The 25,661-nt window shown below is 71.8% G+C and carries 22 protein-coding genes; 17 read left to right on the top strand and 5 right to left on the bottom strand.

The genetic code is table 11. From position 1 onward, the window contains the following. Positions 1-35 precede the first annotated feature (35 nt). The gene (locus tag C5708_RS14740) at positions 36-890 is read right to left on the bottom strand and encodes a MaoC/PaaZ C-terminal domain-containing protein (RefSeq protein ID WP_242922313.1); all 855 of its coding nucleotides are present in this window, start codon (positions 888-890) and stop codon (positions 36-38) included. A 176-nt stretch (positions 891-1,066) separates the two neighbouring features. Between C5708_RS14740 and C5708_RS14745 the strand changes: the two genes are divergently transcribed. After that, on the top strand, positions 1,067-1,861 hold the full coding sequence (locus C5708_RS14745) for a SapC family protein (RefSeq protein WP_242922315.1): 795 nt from the start codon (positions 1,067-1,069) through the stop codon (positions 1,859-1,861). A 35-nt stretch (positions 1,862-1,896) separates the two neighbouring features. Here the strand turns inward: C5708_RS14745 and C5708_RS14750 are convergent, their stop codons facing one another. Next, positions 1,897-2,295 (bottom strand): acyl dehydratase, encoded by a 399-nt coding sequence (locus C5708_RS14750; RefSeq protein ID WP_242922317.1) that lies wholly within the window; start codon positions 2,293-2,295, stop codon positions 1,897-1,899. 235 nt (positions 2,296-2,530) lie between these two features. Between C5708_RS14750 and C5708_RS14755 the strand changes: the two genes are divergently transcribed. Then, positions 2,531-4,693, top strand: coding sequence for a thioredoxin family protein (locus C5708_RS14755; RefSeq protein ID WP_242922319.1), 2,163 nt, complete (start codon positions 2,531-2,533; stop codon positions 4,691-4,693). A 16-nt stretch (positions 4,694-4,709) separates the two neighbouring features. Here the strand turns inward: C5708_RS14755 and C5708_RS14760 are convergent, their stop codons facing one another. Beyond that, positions 4,710-5,183 (bottom strand): hypothetical protein, encoded by a 474-nt coding sequence (locus C5708_RS14760; RefSeq protein ID WP_242922321.1) that lies wholly within the window; start codon positions 5,181-5,183, stop codon positions 4,710-4,712. 96 nt (positions 5,184-5,279) lie between these two features. On the opposite strand from C5708_RS14760, the gene pgi reads away from it, so the two are divergent. Further along, positions 5,280-6,896 carry a glucose-6-phosphate isomerase gene (pgi, locus tag C5708_RS14765; RefSeq protein WP_242922323.1) on the top strand — a complete coding sequence of 539 codons (1,617 nt, stop codon included), beginning with the start codon at positions 5,280-5,282 and terminating at the stop codon, positions 6,894-6,896. Here pgi and C5708_RS14770 read toward each other — a convergent pair. Then, positions 6,893-7,339, bottom strand: coding sequence for a hypothetical protein (locus tag C5708_RS14770; protein WP_242922325.1), 447 nt, complete (start codon positions 7,337-7,339; stop codon positions 6,893-6,895). The two genes, pgi and C5708_RS14770, sit on opposite strands and share 4 nt — an antisense overlap. 291 nt (positions 7,340-7,630) lie before the next feature. Here C5708_RS14770 and hisS point away from each other — a divergent pair, with 291 nt between their 5' ends. The 3 genes from hisS to hisG are packed head-to-tail and all read left to right on the top strand — an operon-like array spanning position 7,631 to position 11,234. Continuing rightward, a complete protein-coding gene (hisS, locus tag C5708_RS14775) occupies positions 7,631-9,136 on the top strand; it encodes a histidine--tRNA ligase (RefSeq protein WP_242922327.1) in 1,506 nt (501 codons plus the stop codon). Beyond that, positions 9,133-10,281 carry an ATP phosphoribosyltransferase regulatory subunit gene (locus C5708_RS14780; RefSeq protein WP_242922329.1) on the top strand — a complete coding sequence of 383 codons (1,149 nt, stop codon included), beginning with the start codon at positions 9,133-9,135 and terminating at the stop codon, positions 10,279-10,281. The genes hisS and C5708_RS14780 overlap by 4 nt, the downstream gene beginning before the upstream one ends. Then, positions 10,278-11,234 carry an ATP phosphoribosyltransferase gene (gene hisG / locus C5708_RS14785; RefSeq protein ID WP_242922331.1) on the top strand — a complete coding sequence of 319 codons (957 nt, stop codon included), beginning with the start codon at positions 10,278-10,280 and terminating at the stop codon, positions 11,232-11,234. Before C5708_RS14780 ends, hisG begins: the two co-directional genes overlap by 4 nt. 401 nt (positions 11,235-11,635) lie before the next feature. On the opposite strand, the gene C5708_RS14790 is transcribed toward hisG, so the two are convergent. Continuing rightward, positions 11,636-13,747: a M13-type metalloendopeptidase gene (locus C5708_RS14790; RefSeq protein WP_242922332.1), complete on the bottom strand. Its 2,112-nt coding sequence runs from the start codon at positions 13,745-13,747 to the stop codon at positions 11,636-11,638. A gap of 167 nt (positions 13,748-13,914) precedes the next feature. On the opposite strand from C5708_RS14790, the gene C5708_RS14795 reads away from it, so the two are divergent. From C5708_RS14795 to mutL, 11 genes are all read left to right on the top strand, one after another. Further along, positions 13,915-14,235, top strand: a complete 321-nt coding sequence (locus C5708_RS14795) for a FeoA family protein (RefSeq protein ID WP_242922333.1) — start codon at positions 13,915-13,917, stop codon at positions 14,233-14,235. Continuing rightward, complete coding sequence (locus tag C5708_RS14800; protein ID WP_242922334.1) at positions 14,232-16,136, top strand: ferrous iron transporter B; 1,905 nt, start codon at positions 14,232-14,234, stop codon at positions 16,134-16,136. Before C5708_RS14795 ends, C5708_RS14800 begins: the two co-directional genes overlap by 4 nt. A 4-nt stretch (positions 16,137-16,140) precedes the next feature. Beyond that, a complete protein-coding gene (locus tag C5708_RS14805) occupies positions 16,141-16,278 on the top strand; it encodes a FeoB-associated Cys-rich membrane protein (RefSeq protein WP_242922335.1) in 138 nt (45 codons plus the stop codon). Positions 16,279-16,392: 114 nt separating this feature from the next. Further along, positions 16,393-16,686 carry a hypothetical protein gene (locus tag C5708_RS14810; protein WP_242922336.1) on the top strand — a complete coding sequence of 98 codons (294 nt, stop codon included), beginning with the start codon at positions 16,393-16,395 and terminating at the stop codon, positions 16,684-16,686. 85 nt (positions 16,687-16,771) lie between these two features. Further along, the gene (locus C5708_RS14815; protein WP_242922338.1) at positions 16,772-17,638 is read left to right on the top strand and encodes a TIGR01459 family HAD-type hydrolase; all 867 of its coding nucleotides are present in this window, start codon (positions 16,772-16,774) and stop codon (positions 17,636-17,638) included. A gap of 190 nt (positions 17,639-17,828) precedes the next feature. Further along, on the top strand, positions 17,829-18,251 hold the full coding sequence (locus C5708_RS14820; RefSeq protein WP_242922340.1) for a MaoC family dehydratase: 423 nt from the start codon (positions 17,829-17,831) through the stop codon (positions 18,249-18,251). Further along, positions 18,252-19,193 carry a bifunctional riboflavin kinase/FAD synthetase gene (locus C5708_RS14825; RefSeq protein ID WP_242922341.1) on the top strand — a complete coding sequence of 314 codons (942 nt, stop codon included), beginning with the start codon at positions 18,252-18,254 and terminating at the stop codon, positions 19,191-19,193. Positions 19,194-19,428: 235 nt separating this feature from the next. Continuing rightward, positions 19,429-22,368, top strand: a complete 2,940-nt coding sequence (gene ileS / locus C5708_RS14830) for an isoleucine--tRNA ligase (RefSeq protein WP_242922342.1) — start codon at positions 19,429-19,431, stop codon at positions 22,366-22,368. Further along, positions 22,361-22,852, top strand: coding sequence for a signal peptidase II (gene lspA / locus C5708_RS14835; RefSeq protein WP_242922343.1), 492 nt, complete (start codon positions 22,361-22,363; stop codon positions 22,850-22,852). Before ileS ends, lspA begins: the two co-directional genes overlap by 8 nt. Positions 22,853-22,933: 81 nt before the next feature. Beyond that, complete coding sequence (locus tag C5708_RS14840) at positions 22,934-23,485, top strand: DUF3035 domain-containing protein (RefSeq protein WP_242922344.1); 552 nt, start codon at positions 22,934-22,936, stop codon at positions 23,483-23,485. A gap of 149 nt (positions 23,486-23,634) precedes the next feature. Beyond that, entirely contained in the window at positions 23,635-25,545 is a 1,911-nt protein-coding gene (mutL, locus tag C5708_RS14845) for a DNA mismatch repair endonuclease MutL (protein WP_242922345.1), read from the top strand. The last annotated feature ends 116 nt before the right edge of the window (positions 25,546-25,661 follow it).

Genomic DNA, 25,661 nt, shown 5'->3' on the forward strand with positions numbered 1-25,661 from the left:
GTCCTGGACAGGGAGCGTCCTCGGCTTGGCCCCACTCAGCCGAGGACGCTTTTCCCGTTCTTGATGACCGTCACGCCCCGCGCCTTCACGCGGGCCTCGAACGAGACCACATCGCCGTCCCTCCACAGGTCGACGGTCACGGTCTCGCCGGGGAAGACGGGCGAGGAGAAGCGCACCTGATGGCTCTTGATCCGGGCCGGGTCATAGTCGGCGAAGGCCTGCAGCACCGCGCGGCAGGTCAGGCCGTAGGTGCAAAGACCGTGCAGGATCGGCCGGGGAAAGCCGGCGGCCTCGGCCACCTTGGGGTCGGCGTGCAGCGGGTTGCGGTCGCCCGACAGCCGATAGATCAGGGCCTGGTCGGGCCGGGTCGCGAAGTCGAGCGACAGGTCCGGGGCGCGTTGCGGAACGGCGTGGGGCTCGGGCTGGCCGTCGGCCGGGCCGCCGAAGCCGCCGTCGCCGCGGGCGAAGGTCGACGAGACCAGGGTGGCGATCGGCTCGCCGGTGGCGGCGTCCTTCAGCACGGTCTCGGTGGCGATCACCGCGCCCTTGCCCGGTCCCTTGTCCCAGGCGCCGATCACGCGGCTGTCGGCCAGGATGCTGGCCTCGGTCGGCATCGGCCGGTGGAAGGTGACGGCCTGCTCGCCGTGGACCACCATCAGGAAGTTGATCCCCATGCGGCCGACGCCCGGCCCGGCGCCCCAGGCGACCACGGTGGCCAGGGTCGGCACCGCCTTCAGCCCGTTCTCATAGACGAAGGGCAGTTCGCGCTCGTCCATCGGGTCGGCGCCCATGCCCACGCCCAGCGCGTAGAGCATGGTCTCGCGGTCGGTCCAGGCGAACGCCTGGCCCTCGCTCTTCAGATCGAGGATGGCGGGATAGGAAATCGGCATGGCGGCCTCCCTGGCGCTTGGCGCCGCCACTCAACCCCTCTGACGTGGCGGCAGGCAAGTCTCGTCTCGGTTCGGGGCGTCCCGGATTGCCGCTCGCGTCATGATCGGCTAGAAGCGGCGGCCCCGATACACGCGCGCCGCCGGCCGCAAACGCCAGACAGAAACAGGCCAGTTCCATGGTAACGTCCACTCTGCCCGCCGGTTCGCAGCTTTCCGGCAACGTCGTGCTCTACGCCCAACCCGAGCCGCTCAGCCTGGAGCTGCATGGCAAGCTGGGCATGAACCGGGTCGACAAGCCCTGGGGCTTCGCGGCCAACACCCACTTCGTGCCGCTGACGGTCACCGAATTCGCGCCGGCCGCGCTCAGCTACCCGATCATCTTCGCCGGCGCCGAGCGCCAGCCGATCGCGGTCATGGGCATCAGCGACGGCCAGAACCTGTTCATCGACGCGGCCGGCGACATCAAGCCGGAAGCCTACCTGCCGGCCTATATCCGCCGCTATCCCTTCGTGCTGGCCAATGACGACGTCCAGCAGCGCATGGTGGTCTGCATCGACCGCTCGGCCAAGGCGATGGGCGAGAACGCCGACGTGCCGTTCTTCGAGAACGGCGAGCCGTCCGACTACCTCAAGCAGTGCATCGACTTCTGCCAGAACTTCGACGTCGAGCGCGCCCGCACCGAGTCCTTCGTCCAGCTGATCAAGGACCTCGACCTGTTCGAAAGCCGCAAGGCCTTCTACAACCCGCCGGTCGCCACCGTCGGCACCGAGCCGGAGCAGGTGCTGATCGCCGAGTACTTCGCGGTCTCGGAAGAGAAGCTGAACGCCCTGCCGGTCGAGAAGCTGGTCGAACTGCGCGACAACGGCGCCCTGGCCCAGATCTACGCCCACCTGATCTCGCTGCTGGGCTGGGACAAGCTGATCGCCCTGGCCCTGACCCAGCAGAACCAGCCCGTCGCCGGCAACGCCTAACTAAGGCGCCCGCGCCCCGCCCTGGCGGCGGGGCTTCAGCCCCGGCAGGCGAAGACGCTGCGGGTCAGGCAGGAAAAGACCAGCCGGCCCGCCTCGTCCAGCAGGTCGTGCTGGGCCATGACCACGCCCTTGGCGTCGCCGACCGGGTCCTTGGCCAGCACGGTCATCCGCCCGCGCAGCAGTTCGCCCGCCGGCGGATTGCGGGCCCAGCGCAGGGCGTCGACCCCGACCCGCTTGGTCTGCGGCCAGTCGGCCGAGGCGGCGGCGTCCAGCCGCGACCAGATGGCGTAGACCATGGCGTCGGGCGCGCCCCGGTCGGGGCTCCATCCCGGCGCGAAGGCGGCGATGAAGGCCGCCAGCGTCCTGTCGTCCACGGCGGTCGTCCCTAGCGACGCCACCTGGCCGACCGAGAGGTCTTCGAAATAGGCGGGCATCGGCGTCTCCAGGCTGGACCTTCCACCTATTGATCCGGGCCGAATCGGGTGCGGCGCAAGGCCGGCCTCGTCGCCCCCGCCGTCCGCCGGGCCCGCCACGCCGTCGATGAAATGCGTTGACGATTGGCTGGCGCGGGTTTCCATCCCATCTGAGCTTTCCGTCCCGCGTCGTCCCGGCGTGGAGGGGAGCGCGCGGCGGCGCCGCCAACGTCCAGCCAGGGTCCGCAACCAGCCCATGCAACGCCTGATCGCCGCCGTGTTCACGGCTCTCGCCCTCCTGTCGGCGCCGTCGGCCCGAGCGGCCCTCGTCGACGCCGGCCACGTCAAGGCCGAGCTGGTGGCCCAGGGGCAGGTCGCGCCGGGCGCGACGGTCTACGTCGCCCTGCGCCAGAAGCTCGACAAGGGCTGGCACACCTATTGGCGCAACCCCGGCGACGCCGGCGGGGCGACGACGATCAAGTGGGCCCTGCCCGCCGGATGGACGGCCGGCGACATCGTCTGGCCGACGCCGAAGCGCCTGCGGACCGGCCCGCTGACCACCTTCGTCTACGAGGACGCGGTGCTGCTGCCCGTGCCGGTCACGGCGCCGGCCGACGCCAGGCCGGGCCAGACCGTGCGGCTGGCCGCCGACGCCGGCTTCCTGGTCTGCCAGGAGGTCTGCATCCCGGCCGAGGCCAAGCTGTCGCTCGACCTGATGGTCGCCGCCGGCGCGCCCCAGGCCGACCCGCAGTGGGGGGACGCCATCGCCAGGACCCTGGCCGCCGCGCCCAAGCCCGCCGGCCTCGACGCGGCGATGACGCTCGTCGGCGGGGCGGTCAAGATCAGCGTCGCCGGCGCGCCGCTGAAGGGCGGGAACTTCCCCGACGCCTATTTCCTGCCCTTCGACCCCGTCGCCCTCGACCTTTCCAAGCCGCAGACCATCGAGCGCGGCCCGGAGGGCCTGACGCTCGCCGCCGGCCCCGGCTACGCCTTCCAGCAGGGCAAGTCGCCGCCCGGCCTGCAGGGGGTTGTCGACCTGGGCGATGGCCGCGCCTACGAGATCGACGCCAGGGCCGGCCCAGCCGTGGCCGGGACCGCTGGGCTGGGCGCGCCGGTCAAGGCCGCGCCCCGGGGCGGCGCGGGCCTGAACTTGGCCACGGCGGCGCTGTTCGCCTTCCTCGGCGGGCTGATCCTCAACCTGATGCCCTGCGTCTTCCCGGTGCTGTCGATGAAGGCGGCGTCGCTGGCGCGCCACGCCCACGCGCCGGCGCGGGCGCGGCTGGAGGGCGCGGCCTTCTTCGTCGGCGTCGTGGCGACCTTCCTGGCCCTGGCCGGCCTGCTGATCGCGCTCAAGGCGGCCGGGGCGGCGGTCGGCTGGGGCTTCCAGCTGCAGTCGCCCCCGGTGGTCGCCGCCCTGGCCCTGATCATGCTGCTGGTCGGGCTGAACCTGTCGGGCCTGTTCGAGATCGGAACCTCGGTCCAGGGCGTCGGCGGCCGCGCCGCGTCCGCCGGCGGCGTGGCCGGCGCCTTCCTCACCGGCGTGCTGGCGGTGGTGGTGGCCGCGCCTTGCACGGCGCCGTTCATGGCCGGCGCGCTGGGCTACGCCTTCACCCAGAGCGCCCCGGTGGCGCTGGCGGTGTTCCTGGCCCTGGCGGTGGGGTTCGCCCTGCCGTTCGCCGCCCTGGCCTTCTTGCCCGGCCTTCTGAAGGTCTTCCCCAGGCCGGGGGCGTGGATGGAGGGCCTGAAGAAGCTGCTGGCCTTCGGCGTCTACGCCACGGCGGCGTGGCTGGTCTGGGTGTTCAGCGTCCAGACCGGACCGGGCCTGCTGGCCTGGCTGCTGGCCGCCGTCGTGCTGACCGGCCTCGGCGGCTGGCTGCTCGGCGTCGCCCAGCGGCGCTCCGGCCGGGGCGCGGGCGCCCTCGTCGCCCTGACGGGCGGCGTGCTGGCGCTCGCCGCGGCCGTCGGCGCCGGCGTGGCCCAGCCGGCCTTGTCGCCGAACCCGTCTCCGGCCGGGGCGGCGGCCGGCCCCGTTTCCGGCCAGGCCGCCCCCGCGACCGGCGAGGCGGCCTCCGAGCCGTGGAGCGCGGCCCGGCTGGCCGAGCTGCGCGCCCAGGGCAGGCCGGTGTTCGTCAACTTCACCGCCGCCTGGTGCGTGACCTGCCAGGTCAACGACCGCGCCGCCCTGTCCAGCCCGGCGGTGGCCGAGGCCTTCAAGCGCACGGGCGCGGTCTATCTCAAGGGCGACTGGACCAACCGGGACGGCGCCATCGCGGCCGAACTGGCCGCCCATGGCCGCGCCGGCGTGCCGCTCTATCTGATCTACGACGCCAAGGGCGGCGAACCGGTCGTCCTGCCGCAGCTGCTGACCGAGGGCATGGTGGCCAAGGCGCTGGAGGAGGCCGCGCGGCCTGCGGCCTGATCCGGGGCGGCGGGGCTCAGACCGCCGGGGCCGGCGGGGCGGTGATCACCTCGACATTGTCGTTGAGCAGGTAGGCCATGTCGCGCAGGGCGGCGTCCTGGTCCTTGCCGGTCGCGGCCTTGCCGATCTCGCCCAGCTTCAGCGGCAGGTCTTGGGATATGCCGTGGAGGATGCATTTCAGGTCACCGTCGGTTCCGCGCGCCTTCAGCACCTCGTGCCCCTTCTGGTCGAGGGCGGCCAGTTCGCCGATCCGGGCGGAGAAGCCGTCGAAGCCGGCCAGGGAGGCGGCCGGACCGTCGGCCTTCAGATGGCCGCGCCAGGCCTCGACCTCGGCCTTCAGGCGGCCGGCGCGGCCGACGATGTCGGCGAACAGCGGCTCCTTGGCCACCGATTGCGGCGCGGCGACGGCGACGGCCGGCTTGGGCGCGGCGGCGGCCGGTCCGGTCGAGGCGAGCCAGAGGAAGGCGGCGAGGGCGACATCGCAGGACATTTTGGAATCTCTTTGCGCGAACGGCGTTGGATCAACCCGATTTGATGATATTTAGCCCCGCCGCGTAAACGCGATCCTACCAAAAGGGTTAACGACATGGCCGAGCTCGCCGCCGCCTGGAGCCGTCTGGACGCCGCCGCCCGCGAGACCGAAGCCATCCGCATCCAAGACTGCTTCACCGCCGAGCCCGACCGGCTGGCCCGCATGACCCTCGACGCCGCCGGACTGTTCCTGGATCTGTCCAAGCAGGCCTGGACGGCGGCCGGCCTCGACGCCGCCCTGTCGCTGGCCGCCGCCGCCGGGGTCGAGGCCCAGCGCGCGCGCCTGTTCGCCGGCGAGGCGGTCAACACCTCCGAGGACCGGGCCGTCCTGCATCCGGCCCTGCGCGCGCCGCGCGGCGCCGCCTTCGCCGCCAAGGGCCAGCCGGTGTCGAGCGAGGTCGAGGCCGGCCGCGCCGCCATGCGCGCCTTCGCCGACGGCGTGCGTTCGGGCGCGATCGCCGGCGCCGCCGGCAAGCCGTTCCGCAAGGTGCTGCACATCGGCATCGGCGGCTCGGACCTGGGGCCCCGGCTGGTGTGGGAGGCGCTGCGGCCGCTCGACCCGCAGATCGAGCTGCGCTTCACCGCCAATGTCGACGGCGCCGAGATCGCCGCCGCCCTGGAAGGGCTCGATCCGGCCGAGACCCTGGTGGTCGCCGTCTCCAAGACCTTCACCACCCTTGAGACCATGGCCAACGCCGAGGCGGCGCGGGCCTGGCTGCGCGCCGCCTTGGGCGAGGCGGGCGACGCCCATCTGGTCGCGGTGTCTGCCAATCCGCAGGCGGCCCAGGCGTTCGGCGTGCCGGCCGAGCGGGTGTTCGCCTTCTGGGACTGGGTCGGCGGCCGCTATTCGATCTGGTCGGCGGTGGGCCTGTCCTGCGCCGTCGGCCTGGGCTGGGAGCGGTTCCAGGCCTTCCTCGACGGGGCGGCCGAGATGGACGCCCACTTCGTCGCCGCCCCCATGGCGCGCAACGCGCCGGTGCTGTTGGCCCTGGCGCACCTGTTCAACCGCAACGGCCTTTCCCGCCCGATCCGCGCCGTCGTGCCCTACGCCCAGCGCCTGCGCCTGTTCCCGGCCTTCCTCCAGCAGCTGGAGATGGAATCCAACGGCAAGCGGGTGACGCCGCAGGGCCTGCCGTCGATGCACCACACCGCCGCCTCGGTGTTCGGCGACGCCGGCACCAACGGCCAGCACGCCTTTTTCCAGCTGCTTCATCAGGGCACGGACGTCATCCCCGTCGACCTCGTCGCCGTGGCCGAGACCGACGAGGGGCCGGCCGGCATGCACGCCAAGCTGTTGGCCAACGTCCTGGCCCAGGCCGAGGCGCTGATGGTCGGCCGGACCGAGGATGACGTCCGCGCCGAGCTGGCCGGCAAGGGCATGGCGCCCGCCGCCGTCGACGTGCTCGCGCCGCAGCGGACTTTCCCCGGAAACCGGCCCTCGTCGCTGATCCTGCTCGACCGGCTGACGCCCGAGCGGCTGGGCGCCCTGATCGCCCTCTATGAGCACAAGACCTTCGTCGAGGGGGTGATCTGGGGGATCAACAGCTTCGACCAGTGGGGCGTCGAACTGGGCAAGACCCTGGCCGTCCGCATTCTGGCCGAGCTGGAGGGCGGCGCGCCGCTGGCGCACGACCCCTCGACCACGGCGCTGATCGAACGGCTGAGGCGTTAGGGCTTCAAGGTCGCCTGGAAGCCGGCGACCTTGCCCGTGGCCGGGTCCAGGTCGCAGACGAAGGTCAGGTCGCGCCAGCCGGTCCCGGCCCGCACCTGGCCCTGACCCTCCAGCCGCCGGTCGCCGGCCAGCCGCAGCGTCGCCGGATCGTCGGTTCCCAGGAACACCTTGTCGGCGTCCTTCACCTGGCGTTTCAGCGCCGGCAGGGCCGCCGGGCGGCAGATCAGCTCGGCCGCCTTCTTGGCGTCGCTCCAGCCCATGGCCATCCGCCGCTCGGCCGGGCTTTTCAGCGTGGCTATGCGCCTGGCGACGACCTTGCGCTGGGCCGGCGACAGGGCGCCGACCGCCGGGACCAGGGGCGCGGCGACGGCGAGCGCGAAGGCCGGGGCGCCGCCGAGCGCCAGACAGAGAGCGGCCGTCGTCGCCTTGAAGATGCCGCCCATGCCCGCGCTCCTGTCCGTGCCTCGCCCCGGTTCGCGGCGAGCCTAGACCGGCCCTTGCGCCGCCGCCAGGGACGGACGAGATGGGCGCTGGCGCCGCACGGCGTTCTCCGCTAAGAACGCCGCCGATGAAGACGGTCCTGCATCACCACGCGCATTCGCATCCGACCTGCCTCGGCGGGGCGGCCCGGACGCGCGCGGCCTAAGCCAGGACCGCCCAGGCCCGAGCCCCGCCGAGACCCGGATGGGGCCGGCCTTGCTCCATCCGTCCCCGCACCGATCCGGAAGACGTTGATGGACACCACCGCCGAACAGACCGCCGCCGAAACCGAGGCGTTCCGACCCGAGGCCCGCAATCCGCGCGGCTTCGCCGACAAGCGCGCCCGCGACCTGCGCGCCGAGCGCCACATCGTGCGGGCGGTGTCCGAGGTCTACGAGGCCTGGGGCTTCGAGGCGCTCGACACCGGCGCGTTCGAATACGCCGACGCCCTGGGCAAGTTCCTTCCGGACGCGGATCGCCCGAACGAGGGCGTGTTCGCCCTGCAGGACGACGACGAGCAATGGATGGCGCTGCGCTACGACCTGACCGCGCCGCTGGCCCGTTTCGCCGCCCAGAACTGGGAGACCCTGGCCAAGCCGTTCCGCCGCTACGCCTACGGGCCGGTGTGGCGCAACGAGAAGCCGGGGCCGGGACGCTTCCGCGAATTCATCCAGTGCGACGCCGACACGGTGGGCTCGGCCCGGCCCGAGGCCGACGCCGAGATCATCGCCATGGCCGCCGCCGGCCTGGAGGCGGCCGGTCTGGTCCGCGGCGAGGCGGTGCTGAAGATCAACAACCGCAAGCTGCTCAACGGCCTGCTCACCGCCGTCGGCGTCGAGGACGCCGCCCAGAAGCTGGGCGTGCTGCGCGCGGTGGACAAGCTGGACCGCCTGGGCCCGGACGGCGTGCGCCTGCTGCTCGGCGAGGGGCGCAAGGACGAGAGCGGCGCCTTCACCAAGGGCGCGGGGCTGAACGCCCGGGGCGTCGAGGCGGTGCTGGCCTTCGTCGGGGCCGGGGCGGGCGGCGGCGACCGGGCCGGCGTGCTGGCGCGCATCGCCGACGTGATCGGCGGCTCGGCCGAGGGCGACGAGGGGCTGGAGGAGCTGGCCCGCATCGACGCGGCGCTCAAGGGCCTGGGCGTCGGCGCGGATCGGGCGGCGTTCGACCCGGCCATCGTCCGTGGGCTGGAATATTACACCGGCGCGGTGTTCGAGGCCGAGCTGCTCCTTCCGGCGACGGACGAGCGCGGCGCGCCCGTGCGGTTCGGTTCGGTCGGCGGCGGCGGCCGCTACGACGATCTGGTGGCCCGCTTCACCGGCGAGCGCACCCCGGCGACGGGCTTTTCCTTCGGGGTCTCGCGGCTGGCGGCGGCGCTGCGCGCCTGCGGCCGCGATCCGGGCGGCGAGGCGCGGGGACCGGTGGTGGTCATCGCCTTCACCGAGGCCGACATGCCGCACTATTTCGCCGTCGCCGCCGAACTGCGCGCCGCCGGCCTGCCGGCGGAGGTCTATCTCGGCCAGTCGGGCATGAAGGCGCAGATGAAGTACGCCGACCGCCGCATGGCCCCGGCGGCGATCATGCTGGGCGGCGACGAGATCGCCGCCGGCACGGTGACCATCAAGGATCTCGACCTCGGCCGCGAACTGGCGCGCGGCGTCAGCGGCAACAAGGAATGGCGCGAGGCGCGCCCGGGCCAGCAGACGGCGCCGCGCGCCGAGCTGGTGGCGGCCGTGCGCCGCATCGTGGAGGCGGGGCGGTGAGGCTCGAACCCGCGGTTCCCGCCGCCGTCCTCGCCGCCGTCCGGGCCCCGTTCCTGGACCACGGCGCCAGCCTGCTCGACCCGGCGGTGATGCAGCCCCTGACCCTGATGCTGGACCTGGCCGGCGAGGCCATGCGCGCCCGCCTGTTCGTGGTCCAGGGCGAGGGCGGGGAAGAGGCCTGCCTGCGGCCGGACTTCACCGTGCCGGTGGCCCGCGCCCATATCGAGGCCGGCGCCGTCGAGGGGCGTTATCTCTACGAGGGCAAGGCGTTCCGGGTGGCCCCGAAGGGCTCGGGCCGGGCCGAGGAGTTCCTGCAGATCGGCGTCGAGGCGTTCGAGGCCGCCGAGGGCGCCGAGGCGCGGGCGCGGGCGGACGCCGGCATGGCCGCCCTGGCCTGGCGCGCCAGCCTGGCCGGCGGCCGCGACGACCTGCGCATGCAGCTGGGCGACGTCAGCCTGTTCGCCGACTTCGTTCGCGCGCTCGACCTGCCGCCGGCGCTCGGCGGCCGGCTCATCCGCGCCTTCGCCCGCCCGCGCACCCTGAAGGCCGAGCTGGAACGCGCCCAGGCCGGCGAGCCGGAGGCGCGCAACGGCGACCGCCTCTCGGCCCTGCTCGCCGAACTGCCGGAGGCCGAGGCCGCGGCGGTGCTGGAGGAGCTGTGGGCCCTGGCCGGCATCCAGCCGGTGGGCGGCCGCTCCCCGGCCGAGATCGTCCATCGCCTGTCCCAGCGGTCCGAGGCGGCGCGCGCGCCGCGGCTCACCGCCGTCCAGGCCGATCTGATCGGCCGGTTCCTGTCCGTGGCCGACCGGCCCCGGGGCGCGCTCGACGCCGTCGCCGCCCTGGCCAGGGCCGGCGGCGCCGACCTCGACGCGGCGTTGCAGGGCTGGGCGATCCGGCTGGACGCCCTGTTCGCCGACGGCGTGCCCGAGGCGAGGACCACCCTGGCCGCGGCCTTCGGCCGGGCCTTCGGCTATTACGACGGCGCGCTGTTCGAGGTGACCAGCGACAGCCTCGACGCCGAGCGGCCGGTGGCCGGCGGCGGTCGCTACGACGGCCTGCTGGCCCGGCTGGGCGCCAAGGGCGCCGCCGGCGCCGTCGGCTGCATGGTGCGGCCCGCCAGGGCCTGGAAGGGAGCGGGCGCGTGAACCAGCCTCTGCTGATCGGACTGCCGTCGAAGGGCCGTCTCAAGGAGCAGGCCGAGGCCTGGCTCGCCGACTGCGGCTTCCGCCTGGAGACCGACGGCGGCGAGCGCGGCTACCGCGCCTCGATCGTCGGCCTGCCCGGCGCGCAGGTGCAGCTGCTGTCCGCCGCCGACATCGCGGCCGCCCTGGACGGCGGCGAGATCCACCTGGGCCTGACCGGCGAGGACCTGCTGCGCGAGCGGGGCGAGGGGCTGGAGGGGCGGGTGATGCTGCTGCGCGCCCTGGGCTTCGGCCGCGCCGACCTGGTGGTCGCCGCCCCCAAGAGCTGGGTCGACGTCGACACCATGGCCGATCTGGACGAGGTGGCGCACCTCTATCTGGCGCGCACCGGCGCGCGCATGCGGGTGGCCACCAAGTACGGGGCGCAGACGCGGGCCTTCTTCGCCGCCCACGGCGTCGCCGACTACCGCATCGTCGAGTCGGGCGGGGCGACCGAGGGCGCTCCGGCGGCCGGCGCGGCCGAGCTGGTCGTCGACATCACCACAACCGGCGCGACCCTGGCGGCCAACAACCTCAAGATCCTGTCGGACGGGGTGATCCTCAAGAGCCAGGCCCAGCTGGCGGCCGGGCTGGGGGCGGCGTGGACGGCCGCGCAGATCGGGACCGTCCGCCGTCTGATCAGCGTGGCCGAGGCCCGCGCCCGCGCCCGGGGGCTGGCGACGGTGACCTGGCCGGCCGAGCAGGACGCGGAGGCGGCCCGGGCGGTCGCGCCGTTCCTGGACCAGGGCGCGTCGCGGCGGGCCAACGGTCTGCTGGTGCGGTCGGGGGATCTGTTCGACGTCGCCGCGAATCTGGCGGCCGCGGGGGTGGGGCCGGCGGCCGTGGCGCGTCCGGACTATGTGTTCGAGGCCGAATGCCCGCCTGCGGAACGCCTGCGCGCCGCCCTGGGGTTGTAAGGTTTTTGACTCCTTCGTCAGTAATTTGGAGTTTTTGAACTCGCTGTCGAAAAATAGTTCGCCAGATCGCCGATATCCCGCGATTTGTTGTGTTCGGCCGTCGAAACGGGCGTTGACACTGACACAAATTTGCCGTCTCTTTTGTCTTGCGAGAGACACACGGGCCGCCAGACGCCCAGGGTCTTCGGCGTTTCGGGGAGGAAACGCCCTCTACTATTGAGTGCCGAGGAAAAGCCGGACCCGTCGCGAATATCCCCCGCGGCGGGTTCGTTGCGTGTGGACATCGGCTCGCAAAATTTCGACGTCATCGTCAAAATTCGTCCGCGCGACGGGCAAGAAAAAAGCCCCCGGCGCGTGAGCGCCGAGGGCTTCGGTTTCGACGGCGGCGATGCGCCGCGGCGTCACCAGATGCGGACGCGCTGGTCCGGAGCCAGGTAGTAGGTCTGGCCGGGCTCGACGCCGAACGCCTTGTACCAGGCGTCGTTGTTGCGCGTGGGGCCGATCACCCGGAACTCGGCGGCCGAGTGCGGGTCGGACTTGGTCTGCTGGATCGCCGCCGCCTCGCGCTGCTTCTGCCGCCAGACCTGGGCCCAGCCGAGGAACACGCGCTGGTCGCCGCTCAGGCCGTCGATCACCGGCGCCGGCTGGCCCTTGAGCGAGGCGTGATAGGCGTCGAGCGCCAGCAGCAGGCCGCCCAGGTCGGCGATGTTCTCGCCCATGGTCAGCTTGCCGTTGATCGGATAGCCCTTGACCGGTTGGTAAGAGCCGTACTGCGCGCCCAGCCGGTCGGCCTGGGCGTTGAACTTGGCGGCGTCCTCGGCCGTCCACCAGTCGGTCAGCACGCCGTCGCCGTCGGACTTGCGGCCCTGGTCGTCGAAGCCGTGGGTCATCTCGTGGCCGATCACCCCGCCGATGCCGCCATAGTTCACCGCCGGATCGGCCTTGGGGTCGAAGAACGGCGGCTGCAGGATCGCCGCCGGGAACACGATCTCGTTGTTGGCGAAGTTGTAGTAGGCGTTCACCGTCTGGGGCGTCATGCCCCATTCCTGCTTGTCGACCGGCTTGTCCAGGCGGGCCAGCTGGTAGTCCCAGTCGAAGGCGTCCGAACGCTTGACGTCGCCATAGAGGTCGGCGGCCGACACCTGATAGGTGGAATAGTCCCGCCACTTGACCGGATAGCCGATCTTGACGGTGAACTTGTTCAGCTTCTCCAGGGCCTTGGCCCTGGTCGCCGGGCCCATCCAGTCGAGCTTCTCGATGCGGGCGGCCATGGCGACGCGCAGGTCGCCGACCAGGGCCTCCATCTTGGCCTTGGACTCCGGCGGGAAGTACTCGGCGACGTACATGCGGCCGACCGCCTCGCCCAGGGCGCCGTTGACGAAGCCGACGCCGCGCTTCCAGCGGGGCTGCAGTTCGGGCTGGCCCGACAGCACCTTGCCGCGGAACTCGAAGCGGGCGTCGACGAAACGCTTGGAAAGATAGGGCGCGGCGCTGTCGATCAGGTGGAACGCCTGCCAGGCCTGCAGGGTCGCCACCGGCGTCTCGGCGTAGATCTTGGCGATCTTGGGCATGGCCGTGTTGGTCGGGATGATGAACCGGTCGACGCCGGCCAGGCCGGTGGGGGCCAGGAAGGTCTTCCAGGCGAAGTCGGGCGCGGCCTGCTCCAGCTGGGCCAGGCTCATCGGATTATAGGTCTTGTCGCGGTCGCGGCGCTCGGCCCGCGACCAGCTGGCCTCGGCGATGCGGGTCTCGTAGTCGACCACGGCCTTGGCCGCCCCGGCCGGATCGGCCCAGCCGACGGCCTTGAGCATGGTTTCGACATAGGCCTGGTACTTGGCCTTCTTGTCGGCCAGCGCGGCGTCGAGATAGTAGTCGCGGTCGGGCAGGCCCAGGCCGCCCGAGCCGATCGAGGCGACGTAGCGGGTCGGCGCCTTGGCGTCGATGGTGATGTAGGCCCCGAAGACGCCGCTCTGGAAGCCGCGGTTGGCCGAGCCCATCAGCGCGGCGAGGGCCTTGCGGTCGGTCGCAGCCTTGATCGCCGCGAGGTCGGCTTGCAGCGGCTTGGCGTCCAGCGCCTCGACGGCGGCCTCGTCCATGAACGCCTTGTAGGCCGCGCCGACCTTGGCGGCGTCCTTGTCGGCCGAGCGGCCGGCGGCGGCGTCCTCGATCAGCTTGCGCGTGCGGTTCTCGGACAGCGCCGACAGCTTGTCGAAATTGCCGTAGCGGGCGCGGTCGGCGGGGATGGCCGCGTGGTCGTCCCAGGTTCCGTTGGCGTAGCGGTAGAAGTTGTCGCCCGGCTTGACGCTGGCGTCGCGGCCGGCGAGGTCCAGGCCCCAGGCGCCGTACTTGGGCGCGGTGGTCTGGCCGTCGCCGACGTCGGCGGGATCGGCGATCAGGGCGGTCATGGCGCAGTCGGCGTCGAGGCAGGGATGCGTCTCGCCGGCGAGCGCCGGGCCGGAAGCCGCCAGATGGAGCGCCAGCGTGGCCGCGGCGCCGAACAGGATGTTTTTCATTGTTGAGTCCCGATGAATGCGGAGCGAGCGCATTCAAGCGTCGGATGCGGCCGGTGCGCATTAATTAAAATTCATATTTCTGAAGCGTCGGCCGGGGCGTTCTAGCGGCTCGACGCGAGAATGATTATCAATTACGAAGGTTCATCGTCATAGAACAGTCAGGTCCGATGGCGCGAGACGCCCACCTCCCCCAATCCGGCGCCGAACTTCGCCGGCTGAACGAACTGCGCCGCGGCGACCGCGGCGTGGTCGCGCGCGTCGGCGTGGACGATCACGAGGCCCACGGCGTCAGCGCCGAGGAACTGGAGCGCCGCCTGCTGGAGATGGGCTTCGTCGAAGGCGCGCGCCTTGCGGTGCTGTTCGAGGGGCTGATCCGCCGCGACCCGATGGCGGTGCGGGTCGACGACCTGCGCGTGGCCCTGCGTCGCCGCGAGGCCCAGGCCGTGGTGGTCGCCCTCGACGACGACAGCCGGAGCCGCGGCCGATGACCGACACGCTTGCGCCCATCCAGGACCGCCCCGCCGCGCCGGCCCGCGCCGAACCGCGCGTCGCCCTGGTCGGCAATCCCAACTGCGGCAAGACCGCCCTGTTCAACGCCCTGACCGGCGCGCGCCAGAAGGTCGCCAACTACGCCGGCGTCACCGTCGAGCGCAAGGAAGGCCAGGTCTCGACGCCGGCCGGCCAGCGCGCCCACGTGCTCGACCTGCCCGGCACCTACTCCCTGCGCGCGCGCAGCCCGGACGAGGAAGTCACCCGCGACGTGGTGATGGGCAAGTTCCGCGGCGAGGCCGCGCCCGACGTCATCGTCGCCGTGGCCGACGCCACCAATCTGCGCCTGGCCCTGCGCCTGCTGCTGGAGCTGAAGCAGGTCGGCCGGCCGGTGGTGCTGGCCCTCAACATGTACGACATCGCCCAGCGCCAAGGCCTGCGCATCGACCTCGACCGCCTGTCGCAGGAGCTGGGCATGCCGGTGGTCACCACGGTGGCCACCCGCCGGCGCGGCCTCGACGACCTGCTGGCGCAGGTCGACCGCCTGAGCGTCGACGGCCTGCGGTCGGACGACCAATGGCACGCCCCGTCGGCGGCGGAGCTGCGCGCCGCCCACCGCGAGGCCGAGCGGATCATGAAGGTCTGCGTGCGCCCGCCCGAGCGGCCCGACACCTGGACCGGCCGTCTGGACGGGGTGCTGCTGCATCCGGTCTGGGGCACCCTGATCCTGTTCGCCATCCTGTTCCTGATGTTCCAGGCGGTGTTCACCTGGGCCAGGCCGGTGATGGAGCTGATCGACGGCGGCTTCAAATCGGCGGGGGAGCTGGTCAACCACACCCTGCCCGACGGCATGCTCAGGAGCCTGCTGGCCGACGGCGTCATCGCCGGGGTCGGCTCGATCCTGGTGTTCCTGCCGCAGATCCTGATCCTGTTCTTCTTCATCATCCTCCTGGAAGACTTCGGCTACATGGCCCGCGCCGCCTTCCTGATGGACCGGATGATGGGGGTGGCCGGCCTGCACGGGCGGGCGTTCATCCCGCTGCTCTCCAGCTTCGCCTGCGCCATCCCCGGCATCATGGCCACGCGGGTGATCGACAACAAACGCGACCGCATCACCACCATCCTGGTCGCGCCGCTGATGACCTGCTCGGCGCGCATCCCGGTCTACACCCTGATCATCTCGGCCTTCATCCCGCCCAAGGTGGTGTGGGGCGTGGTCAATCTGCAGGGGCTGGTGATGTTCGGTCTCTACGCCGCGGGCATAGCTTCGGCCCTGATCGTGGCCGCCGTGGTGCGCCGCCTGTTCTGGCGCAGCGCCGTCGAGCCGTTCCTGATGGAGCTGCCGGCCTACAAGGCGCCGGACCTGCGCAACGTCGCCCAGAACGTCTTGATGCGCGGCCAGATATTCCTGCGCCGCGCCGGCACCGTCATCCTGTCGATGATGATCCTGATCTGGTTCCTGAGCTCGGTGCCCGGCGCGCCGGCCGGCGCGACAGGTCCGGCCATCGACTACAGCTTCGCCGGCATGATCGGCCACGCCATCGAGCCGATCCTGCGGCCGATCGGTTTCAACTGGCAGATGGGCGTGGCGCTGATCCCCGGCATGGCGGCGCGCGAAGTCGCCGTCGGCGCCCTGGGCACCGTCTATGCGGTGGCCGGCGGCGAGGCGGCCACCGGCACCCTGGCCAGCACCCTGGCCGGGCACTGGTCGCTGGCCACGGCCCTGGCCTTCCTGGCCTGGTACGTGTTCGCGCCGCAGTGCGCCTCGACCCTGGCGGTGGTCAAGCGCGAGACCAACTCCTGGCGCTGGCCGGTGGTGATGTTCTGCTACATGCTGGCGGCGGCCTATCTGGCGGCGTTCGTCACCTATCACGCCGCCGCCGCCCTGGGCGGAGGCTGAACCCGTGCTGCAGACCGTCATCGTCGCCGCCATCGTCGCCGCCGCGACCTTCTTCGTCGTCCGCCCGCTGCTGCCCAAGGCGCTGCGCTCCAGGAAGGGCGGCTGCGCCTGCGGCAAAGAGGGCGACCAGCCGAGGCCCTGAGAGCGCCGGAGCCTTTGGGGGCGATTGACATATCCGTGCGTCAGGACGGCGGCGCGGGCGCACATGGGGGCGAACTGGGGGAGACCCCGGGGCGGGCTCCCTGGAGGAAGCGCCATGCGCATGATGCTGAAGGTGGTCCTGCCGACCGACACCGGCAACGCCGCCGTCAAGGACGGCTCGCTCAGCCGGATTCTTGACGAGGCCATCACCCGCCTGAACGCCGAGGCGGCCTATTTCGGGCCCAGCGACGGCTGCCGCTCGGCGATGATCTTCTTCGACATGAAGGACGCTTCCGAGATGCCGTCGATCAGCGAGGCGTTCTTCATGAACTTCGAGGCCGCGGTCGAGCTGACCCCGGTGATGAACCGCGAGGACCTGAAGAAGGGCCTGGCCGCCCTGGCGCGCTGAGGCGCGAGGCCGGGGCCGGAGCCGGGCGAGGCGGCGGCGGCAAGGTCATTGACGCCCCGCGTGGGCATCACTAGCTCCACGGGCCATGACCGCGCCCGCCCTGCCTTCCGGCCTCTCCGAACTGACCGCCCGCTACGACGTGCTGCTGAGCGACGTCTGGGGGGTGATCCACAACGGCCGCGAAAGCTTCGCCGAGGCCTGCCGGGCCCTGGCCCGCTGGCGGGCCGAGGTCGGTCCCGTCGTGCTGATCTCCAACTCGCCCCGGCCGTCGTCCGACGTGGTCGCCCAACTCGACCATCTGGGGGTGCCGCGCGAGGCGTGGAGCGCCTTCGTCACCTCCGGCGACGCCACCCGCACCCTGCTGGCCGCCCGCGCGCCGGGGCCGGCCTGGACCATCGGCCCGGTGCGCGACGCGCCGCTGTACGAGGGCCTGGGCCTGATGTTCGCCGACGCCCAGGACGCGGCGTTCATCTCCTGCACCGGCCCCTATGACGACGAGGTCGAGACGCCGGAGGATTATCGCGAACGCTTCGAGATCGCCGTCGGCCACAGGCTGCCGATGATCTGCGCCAATCCCGACCGGGTGGTGCAGCGCGGGAACAAGCTGATCTATTGCGGCGGCGCCCTGGCCGACCTCTACGCCGAGATGGGCGGCGAGGTGCTGATGGCCGGCAAGCCCTATGGGCCGATCTACGACCTGTGCCTGGTCGAGGCCGAGGCCCTGCTCGGCCGCTCCGTCGAGCGTTCGCGCATCCTCTGCGTCGGCGACGGCGTGCCGACCGACGTCAAGGGCGCCAACGACCAGGGCCTGGACGTGCTGTTCATCGCCAGCGGCATCCACGGCGCCGAGGCGACCGGCCCGGACGGCCGTCTCGACCCGGCCAGGACCGAGGCGGTGCTGGCCCACGGCGGCGCCCGCGCCACCCTGGCCATGCGCGACCTCGTCTGGTAGCGAGGATGGACTTCGGGCGTCATCCTTCCGCCGCTCGTCCCCGCGAAAGCGGGGATCCAGGCTTTTTCAAGCCTTCCCGGAAGAGCGCGACGTACGCGAATAAAACACCTGGGTCCCCGCTTTCGCGGGGATGAGCGGAAGAATTTGGCTGCGGTCGGCGCGTCCGTCCCGAGGGCTGAAGGAGCGACACATGGCCGGCCTCTATCTCGAAGACCTCAGCGTCGGCCAGTCGGCGACTTTGAGCCGCACGGTGAGCGAAGGCGACATCGTCCGGTTCGCCGAGGTCTCGGGCGACCATAATCCGGTCCACCTCGACGAGGCCTATGCGGCGAACACGCCGTTCAAGACCCGCATCGCCCACGGCATGCTGGGCGCCAGCTTCATCTCGGCCCTGCTGGCCGGCGCGCTGCCGGGGCCGGGGGCGATCTACCTGTCGCAGTCCCTGGCCTTCAAGCGTCCGGTCAAGATCGGCGACGAGGTCACGGTGACCGCCACGATCACCGCCGTCGACGAGGCCAAGGCTCGCGTCACCCTGGCCACGGTCGCCAGCGTCAACGGCAAGGCGGTGATCGAGGGCGAGGCCGTGGTCATGGCTCCGCGCAAGGCCGGCTGAGTGGCGATCCGGGTTCTTCACGACTGGCGGGGCCTCGACGCCGCCGCCAAGGGCGCGGCGGTGGCGCTGGGCAATTTCGACGGGGTCCATCGCGGCCACCAACGGGTGATCGCCGACGCCGCCAAGGCCGCCGGGGCGCTGGGCGTCCCGCTGGGCGTGATCAGCTTCGAGCCGCATCCGCGCCGCCTGTTCCAGCCGACCGCCGAGCCGTTCCGCCTGATGACGCCGCACCAGCAGGCGCGGGCCCTGGGCGACCTGGGCGTCGACCTGTTCTACCTGCTGCCGTTCGGCGTCGAAATGGCCGGCATGAGCGACGAGACCTTCGCCCGCGAGGTGCTGGCCGAGGGCCTGGGCGCGCGCCACGTCGCGGCCGGCTTCGACATCACCTTCGGCAAGGGCCGCACCGGCGATCCGGCCGCCCTGCGCCGCTACGGCGAGGCGTTCGGCTTCTCGGTGTCGGTGGCCGAGGCCCTGGGCGACGACGAAGCCGACAAGTTCTCGTCCAGCGCCGTGCGCGAGGCCCTGCACCAGGGCCATCCCGAGCGCGCCGCCAAGATCCTCGGCCGGCCGTTCGCCATCGAGGGCGTGGTGGTCAAGGGCCAGCAGCTCGGCCGCCAGCTCGGCTTTCCCACCGCCAACGTGCCGATGGGCGACTACGTCCTGCCCAGGCTGGGGGTCTACGCCACCCGCACGCGCCTGCCCGACGGACGCGAGGCGCCGGGCGTGGCCAATATCGGCGTCAACCCGACCACGGGCCTGGTCGAGCCGCGCCTGGAGGTGTGGCTGTTCGACTTCGACGAGGACATCTACGGCCAGACCATCGAGACCGACCTGATCGCCTTCCTGCGGCCGGAGCTGAAGTTCGACGGCCTGGACGCCCTGGTGAAACAGGTCAACGCCGACGCCGCGGTCGCCCGCGCCATCCTGATGCCGGACCTCTAGCGTCCGCTCATCCCCGCAGTTCCACCCGCTCATCCCCGCGAAGGCGGGGATCTGGCGCGATCCCATGACCGGGGCTTTCGCCGCCGCGCCCGGCCTGCTAAATCCTCGGCATGACTTTCGTTCGGACGCTATCGCGAATTAACCGCCCGGCGTGACGCCGCCGGGCCTGTTGCTCCAGCGCGCGCCGGGTTCGCTCCGCCCTCCTGTTCCGAACTTTTCGCTGGACGCCCGACTCATGGCCGACGACGCCACCCCCGACACCGTTTCCGCCCGCGACTATCGCGACACCGTCTTCCTGCCCGACACGCCGTTCCCGATGCGCGCCGGCCTGCCCAAGCTGGAGCCGGACATCCTGGCCCGCTGGGCCGAGGGGCCAGGCCTCTACCAGTCGATCCGCAAGGCCCGCCAGGAGGCTGGCGCGCCGCTGTTCGTGCTGCACGACGGCCCGCCCTACGCCAACGGCGCCATCCACATCGGCCACTCGCTGAACAAGATCCTCAAGGACTTCGTCGTCCGCTCGCGCTTCCTGCTCGGCTACGACGTCGACTACGTGCCCGGCTGGGACTGCCACGGCCTGCCGATCGAGTGGAAGATCGAGGAGAAGTACCGCGCCCAGGGCAAGCGCAAGGACGAGGTGCCGGTCGGCGAGTTCCGCGAGAAGTGCCGCGAGTTCGCCGACATGTGGATCGGCGTGCAGAGGACCGAGTTCCAGCGCCTGGGCGTGCTGGGCGACTGGCCGAACCGCTACGCCACCATGGACTTCTCCAGCGAGGCGACCATCGTCGCCGAGTTCCACAAGTTCATCGCCTCGGGCCAGCTCTATCGCGGCTCCAAGCCGGTGATGTGGAGCCCGGTCGAGCGCACCGCCCTGGCCGACGCCGAGATCGAGTACCACGACCACGTCAGCCCGACGATCTGGGCCGGCTTCCCGGTGGTCGAAGGCTCCGACGCCGCGCGTGGGGCCAAGGTGGTGATCTGGACCACCACGCCCTGGACCATCCCGGCCAACCGGGCGATCAGCTACAATCCCGACGTCGCCTACGCCGTCTATCAGGTCGAGGCGATGGAGACGGACCTGCCGTTCGAGCCGTGGGCCAAGCCGGGCGACCGCTTCATCGTCGCCGAGAAGCTGGCCGAGGACGTGCGGGCCGCCGCCAAGATCGCCGCCTGGCGCCGCGTCGAGAAGGTCGACTGCGAGGGCATGGTCTGCGCCCATCCGCTGGCCGGGCTCGACGCCGGCTACGGCTTCCCCGTGCCGCTGCTGGCCGGCGACCACGTCACCGACGACGCCGGCACCGGCTTCGTCCACACCGCCCCCGGCCACGGCGCCGACGACTACCTGGTCTGGCTGGCCCATGGCCATCGCGAGATCCCCGAGACCGTCGATCCAGACGGCGCCTATTACGACCACGTGCCGCTGTTCGGCGGCCTCAAGGTGCTGGAGACCGAGGGCAAGAAGGCCGGCAAGTTCGGCCCGGCCAACCCCGCGGTCATCGACAAGCTGATCGAGGCCGGCGCCCTGCTGGCGCGCGGGCGGGTGGAGCACTCCTATCCGCACTCCTGGCGCTCCAAGGCCCCGGTGATCTTCCGCAACACGCCGCAGTGGTTCATCCGCATGGACGCGCCGATCGACGCGGACTCGGCCGACGCCTCGACCCTGCGCGAGCGGGCGCTGGACGCCATCGACGCCACCGCCTTCTTCCCGGCCGCCGGCAAGAACCGTATCCGCGCGATGGTCGAGACCCGTCCCGACTGGCTGATCAGCCGGCAGCGCGCCTGGGGCACGCCGCTGGCCATGTTCGTCGACAAGCAGACCGGCCAGCCGCTGCACGACGAAGAGGTCAACGCCCGCATCCTGGGCCTGATCCGCGCCGAGGGCGCCGACGCCTGGTTCACCCGGCCGGCGTCCGACTTCCTCGGCGCCCACGATCCGGAGCAGTACGAGAAGATCGAGGACATCCTCGACGTCTGGTTCGATTCCGGCTCGACCCACGCCTTCACCCTGGAGGGCCGCCCGCACACGAAGTGGCCGGCCGATCTCTATCTCGAGGGTTCGGACCAGCATCGCGGCTGGTTCCAGTCGTCGCTGCTCGAAGGCTGCGGCACCCGCGGCCGCGCGCCCTATGACGCCGTGCTGACCCACGGCTTCACGCTCGACGAGCAGGGCGAGAAGATGTCCAAGTCCAAGGGCAACACCATCGAGCCGCAGGCGGTGACCAAGGAGAGCGGGGCCGAAATCCTGCGGCTGTGGGCGGCGATGGTCGACTACGCCGAGGATCAGCGCATCGGCAAGACCATCCTGCAGACCACCATCGACGGCTATCGCAAGCTGCGCAATACGGTGCGCTACCTGCTGGGCGCCCTGGCCGGCTTCGACGAGGCCGAGCGCGTGGCGCTGGAGGACATGCCGCCGCTGGAGCGCTTCATCCTGCACCGGCTGTGGGAGCTCGACGCCCAGGTGCGCGAGGCCTACGGGACCTACCGTTTCCAGGACGTCTGGCGGCCGATCGCCGAGTTCTGCTCCAACGACCTGTCGGCGCTCTATTTCGACATCCGCCGCGACGTCCTCTATTGCGACCGGCCCGACGCCTTGCGCCGCCGCGCCGCCCGCACGGTGATGGACCTGGTCTTCGAGCGCATCACCGCCTGGCTGGCGCCGTTGGCCATCTTCACCATGGAAGAAGCCTGGACCACGCGCTTCCCGGATCGCGGCTCCAATTGCCTGCGCACCATCCCCGAAACCCCCGCCGCCTGGCGCGACGAGGCCGAAGCCGAGCGTTGGGCCAAGGTCGAACGGGTGGTCGGCGTGGTCACCGGCGCGCTCGAGATCGAGCGGCGCGAAAAGCGGATCGGTTCGGCCCTGGAGGCCGCGCCGGTGGTGCATGTCGCCGACGCCGGCCTGCTGGCCGCCTTCGACGGCCTGGACGCCGCCGAGGTGTTCCGCACCAGCCAGGCGAGCCTGGTCGCCGGCGAGGGGCCGGCCGACGCCTTCCGCCTGGCCGAGGTCGCCGGGGTGGCGGTCGAGCCGCGTCAGGCCGAGGGCCGCAAATGCGCCCGCTCCTGGCGCGTGCTGCCGGAGGTGGGGTCCGATCCGCGCTATCCGGACCTGTCGCTGCGCGACGCCGACGCCGTGGCCTTCTGGGACGCCCGCCGTGGCGGAGACGTCCATGCCTAAGGTCACCCGTCTCGGGGTCTTCGCCTATGTGCTGGCGCTGGGCGTGGTCGCGCTCGACCAGCTCAGCAAGTACTGGATCCTGTTCGTCTACGACCTGCCGGGCAAGGTCGCGGTCGAGGTGTCGCCGATCTTCAGCCTCAGCATGGTCTGGAACCGCGGCGTCAGCTTCGGCCTGTTCCGTTCGCCCGACGGCCAGGAGCTGATCCGCTGGCTGCTGGCCGCCTTCTCGGCGGCGGTGGCCGTCGGCCTGATCGTCTGGGCGCGGCGCATCGGCCGGCCGCTGCTGTCGGTGGCGATCGGGCTGATCATCGGCGGCGCCGTCGGCAACCTGATCGACCGGGTCCGCTGGGGCGCGGTGGCCGATTTCCTGAACTTCTCGGGCCTGCATTTCCCGTGGGTGTTCAACGTCGCCGACAGCGCCATCACCGTCGGCGTGGCCCTGTTGTTGCTCGACAGCCTTCGTACCGCCCCAAAGTCGGCGTAAACGACCGATTGCCGCCATGCGCCTGAATGCGCTATCGAGGCGGATGAAAAGGCCGGGGCGGACCTTGGGAGCTTTCTATTGATGCGTTTCAATCGTGTGGCGATCGCGGCCGTGCTGATGGCCGGGGCGGGTCTCGCCGGTTGCCAGTCCACCCAGAAGGCGCTCGGCATGTCCAAGGTCACGCCGGACGAATTCCGCGTGGTCACCAAGGCGCCGCTGGTGGTGCCGCCCGACTATTCGCTGCGTCCGCCGGCCCCCGGCGAGCCGCGTCCGCAGGAGCTGCAGCCTGAGAGCGCCGCCCGCCAGGCGCTGCTCGGCGCCCGTCAGGGCGAAGCCCGTTCCGACGGCGAGAAGCTGCTGGTCTCCAAGGCCGGCGCCGACAAGGCCGACCCGCTGATCCGCTACGTCGTCGACGACGAGAACGGCAGCATCGCCCACAAGGACAAGAGCTTCGCCGACACGGTGCTGTTCTGGCGCCAGGGGCAGGGCCCGACCACGCCCAAGGTCGACCCGAACACGCCGACCCCGATCGATCCCTCGGCGGAAGCCCAGCGCAACAAGGACCTGACCGGCGATCAGCAGATCGTCATCCAGCGGGCCAAGTCCACCAAGATCAAGCTGCCGGGCCTCTAGGGCCGGGCGTCGCCGCCTCCGCGCGGCGGCCAGGAGTCTACGAAAAGCCCTTTCCCTCCCGCCGAGGGGAAGGGCTTTTTTGCGCCCGCGCGGCGGCCGGGTCCGGAATCGGACTATGCTGGCGGCCCGTTCGGTCCCAGAAGTTTCCCATGCCCATCCGCCGCCTGCCGCTCGAGACCGTCAACCGCATCGCCGCCGGCGAGGTGGTCGAGCGCCCGGCCAGCGCGGTCAAGGAGCTGGTCGAGAACGCCCTCGACGCCGGCGCCCTGCGCGTCGAGGTCCAGGCCGACCAGGGCGGCCTGACCCGCATCCTGGTCGCCGACGACGGCTGCGGCCTGTCGGCCGAGGACCTGCCGATCGCGGTCGAGCGCCACGCCACCTCCAAGCTGGTTCCCGACGCCGACGGCGAGTGGGACCTGCTGCACATCTCCACCCTGGGCTTCCGCGGCGAGGCCCTGCCGTCGATCGGCTCGGTGGCGCGCTTGACCCTGACCGGCCGCGTGGCCGGCGGCGACGCCCACGCCCTGACCGTCGAGGGCGGCGCGGTGGGCCGGGTGCAGCCGGCGGCCTTCCCCGGCGCCCACGGGGCGCGGGTCGAGGTCCGCGACCTGTTCTACGCCACGCCGGCCCGGCTGAAGTTCATGAAGTCGGAACGGGCCGAGGCCATGGCCATCACCGAGGAGATCAAGCGCCAGGCCATGGCGCACGAGGCGACCGCCTTCGCCCTCGACATCGACGGCCGCCGCGTGCTGCGCCTGCCGGCCGAGGAGGCCGGGGCCAGGGGCCGGCTCAAGCGCCTGGCCGGCATCCTCGGCCGCGAGTTCGAGGACAACGCCCTCCTGATCGACCAGGAGCGCGAGGGCGTGCGCCTCAGCGGCTATGCCGGCCTGCCGACCTATTCGCGCGGCAACGCCGGGCACCAGTACCTGTTCGTCAACGGCCGGCCGGTGCGCGACCGCCTGCTGCAGGGCGCCCTGCGCGCCGCCTATGCCGACTATCTGGCCCGCGACCGCCACCCGACGGCGGCGCTCTATGTCGAGCTCGATCCGACCTTCGTCGACGTCAATGTCCACCCGGCTAAGGCCGAGGTGCGGTTCCGCGATCCCAGCCTGGTGCGCGGCCTGATCATCGGCGCCCTGCGCCACGCCCTGGCCGGCGCCGGGCACCGGGCCTCGACCACGGTGGCGGCCAGCGCGCTGGGCGGCTTCAGGCCCGAGACCCTCGGCTCGGCGCCAGGGATGGGGGCGGGCGGCTATCGCCCCGCCCAGCCTCCCGCCGCCGGTTTCTCCGCCTGGCGGGAAGGCGGCTGGGGCCAGGCGACGGCCCAGGTGCTGCCGGGGCTTTCCGAGGTCTCCGCCCGCGTCGAGCCGGCGGCTTGGACCGCGCCCGCCCACGGCGGGACGGCCGCCTTCGCCGGCGAGGCGGGTCTCGCCGAAGCGCCCGCCGCCTACCAGCCGGCGCCGATGGTCGACCCGATCGACTTCCCGCTCGGCGCGGCCAGGGCCCAGGTGCACGAGACCTATATCGTCGCCCAGACCCGCGACGGCATGGTCATCGTCGACCAGCACGCCGCCCACGAGCGGCTGGTCTATGAGCGCATGAAGGTCGAGATGGCCGGCGGCGGCGTCGCCCGCCAGGCGCTGTTGCTGCCCGAGGTGGTCGAGCTCGATCCGGCCGAGGCCGAGCGGGTCGCCGGACGAGCCGAGGAACTGGCCGCGCTCGGCCTGGTGCTGGAAAGCTTCGGTTCCGGCGCCGTGCTGGTGCGCGAGACGCCGGCCCTGCTGGGCGAGACCGATGTCGCCGGCCTGGTGCGCGACATCGCCGACGACCTGGCCGAGAACGGCGCCGCCCTGGCCCTGGAGGAACGTCTGGCCGAGGTCTGCGGCACCATGGCCTGCCACGGCTCGGTGCGGGCCGGCCGGCGGCTGACCGGGGCGGAGATGAACGCGCTGCTGCGTCAGATGGAGGCGACGCCCCATTCCGGCCAGTGCAATCACGGCCGGCCGACCTATGTCGAACTGAAGCTGGCCGATATCGAGCGGCTGTTCGGGAGACGCTGAATGCGAGCAGGCGCGCCCAGCCGCGCCGCCCGGGCGGCCACGTGATGCACGCGCGGGTCTGATCTCGACACCGGCGCAAACCTTGTTAGGTTGGCGGCCGTCATTCGATCCAGGCG

Origin of the sequence: Caulobacter sp. CCUG 60055 (assembly GCF_022750545.1) — a bacterium.
GTDB lineage: Bacteria > Pseudomonadota > Alphaproteobacteria > Caulobacterales > Caulobacteraceae > PUIC01.

Bases quoted from the DNA above. Each gene is read 5' to 3' on its own strand.
- C5708_RS14770 (WP_242922325.1), bottom strand. From the start codon at position 7,339: ATGGGCGGCATCTTCAAGGCGACGACGGCCGCTCTCTGTCTGGCGCTC.
- pgi (WP_242922323.1), top strand. From the start codon at position 5,280: ATGGCCGAGCTCGCCGCCGCCTGGAGCCGTCTGGACGCCGCCGCCCGC.
- C5708_RS14840 (WP_242922344.1), top strand. From the start codon at position 22,934: ATGCGTTTCAATCGTGTGGCGATCGCGGCCGTGCTGATGGCCGGGGCG.
- C5708_RS14745 (WP_242922315.1), top strand. From the start codon at position 1,067: ATGGTAACGTCCACTCTGCCCGCCGGTTCGCAGCTTTCCGGCAACGTC.
- C5708_RS14740 (WP_242922313.1), bottom strand. From the start codon at position 890: ATGCCGATTTCCTATCCCGCCATCCTCGATCTGAAGAGCGAGGGCCAG.
- C5708_RS14795 (WP_242922333.1), top strand. From the start codon at position 13,915: ATGGCGCGAGACGCCCACCTCCCCCAATCCGGCGCCGAACTTCGCCGG.
- C5708_RS14800 (WP_242922334.1), top strand. From the start codon at position 14,232: ATGACCGACACGCTTGCGCCCATCCAGGACCGCCCCGCCGCGCCGGCC.
- lspA (WP_242922343.1), top strand. From the start codon at position 22,361: ATGCCTAAGGTCACCCGTCTCGGGGTCTTCGCCTATGTGCTGGCGCTG.
- ileS (WP_242922342.1), top strand. From the start codon at position 19,429: ATGGCCGACGACGCCACCCCCGACACCGTTTCCGCCCGCGACTATCGC.
- C5708_RS14810 (WP_242922336.1), top strand. From the start codon at position 16,393: ATGCGCATGATGCTGAAGGTGGTCCTGCCGACCGACACCGGCAACGCC.
- mutL (WP_242922345.1), top strand. From the start codon at position 23,635: ATGCCCATCCGCCGCCTGCCGCTCGAGACCGTCAACCGCATCGCCGCC.
- hisS (WP_242922327.1), top strand. From the start codon at position 7,631: ATGGACACCACCGCCGAACAGACCGCCGCCGAAACCGAGGCGTTCCGA.
- C5708_RS14790 (WP_242922332.1), bottom strand. From the start codon at position 13,747: ATGAAAAACATCCTGTTCGGCGCCGCGGCCACGCTGGCGCTCCATCTG.
- C5708_RS14820 (WP_242922340.1), top strand. From the start codon at position 17,829: ATGGCCGGCCTCTATCTCGAAGACCTCAGCGTCGGCCAGTCGGCGACT.
- C5708_RS14750 (WP_242922317.1), bottom strand. From the start codon at position 2,295: ATGCCCGCCTATTTCGAAGACCTCTCGGTCGGCCAGGTGGCGTCGCTA.
- C5708_RS14755 (WP_242922319.1), top strand. From the start codon at position 2,531: ATGCAACGCCTGATCGCCGCCGTGTTCACGGCTCTCGCCCTCCTGTCG.
- C5708_RS14815 (WP_242922338.1), top strand. From the start codon at position 16,772: ATGACCGCGCCCGCCCTGCCTTCCGGCCTCTCCGAACTGACCGCCCGC.
- C5708_RS14760 (WP_242922321.1), bottom strand. From the start codon at position 5,183: ATGTCCTGCGATGTCGCCCTCGCCGCCTTCCTCTGGCTCGCCTCGACC.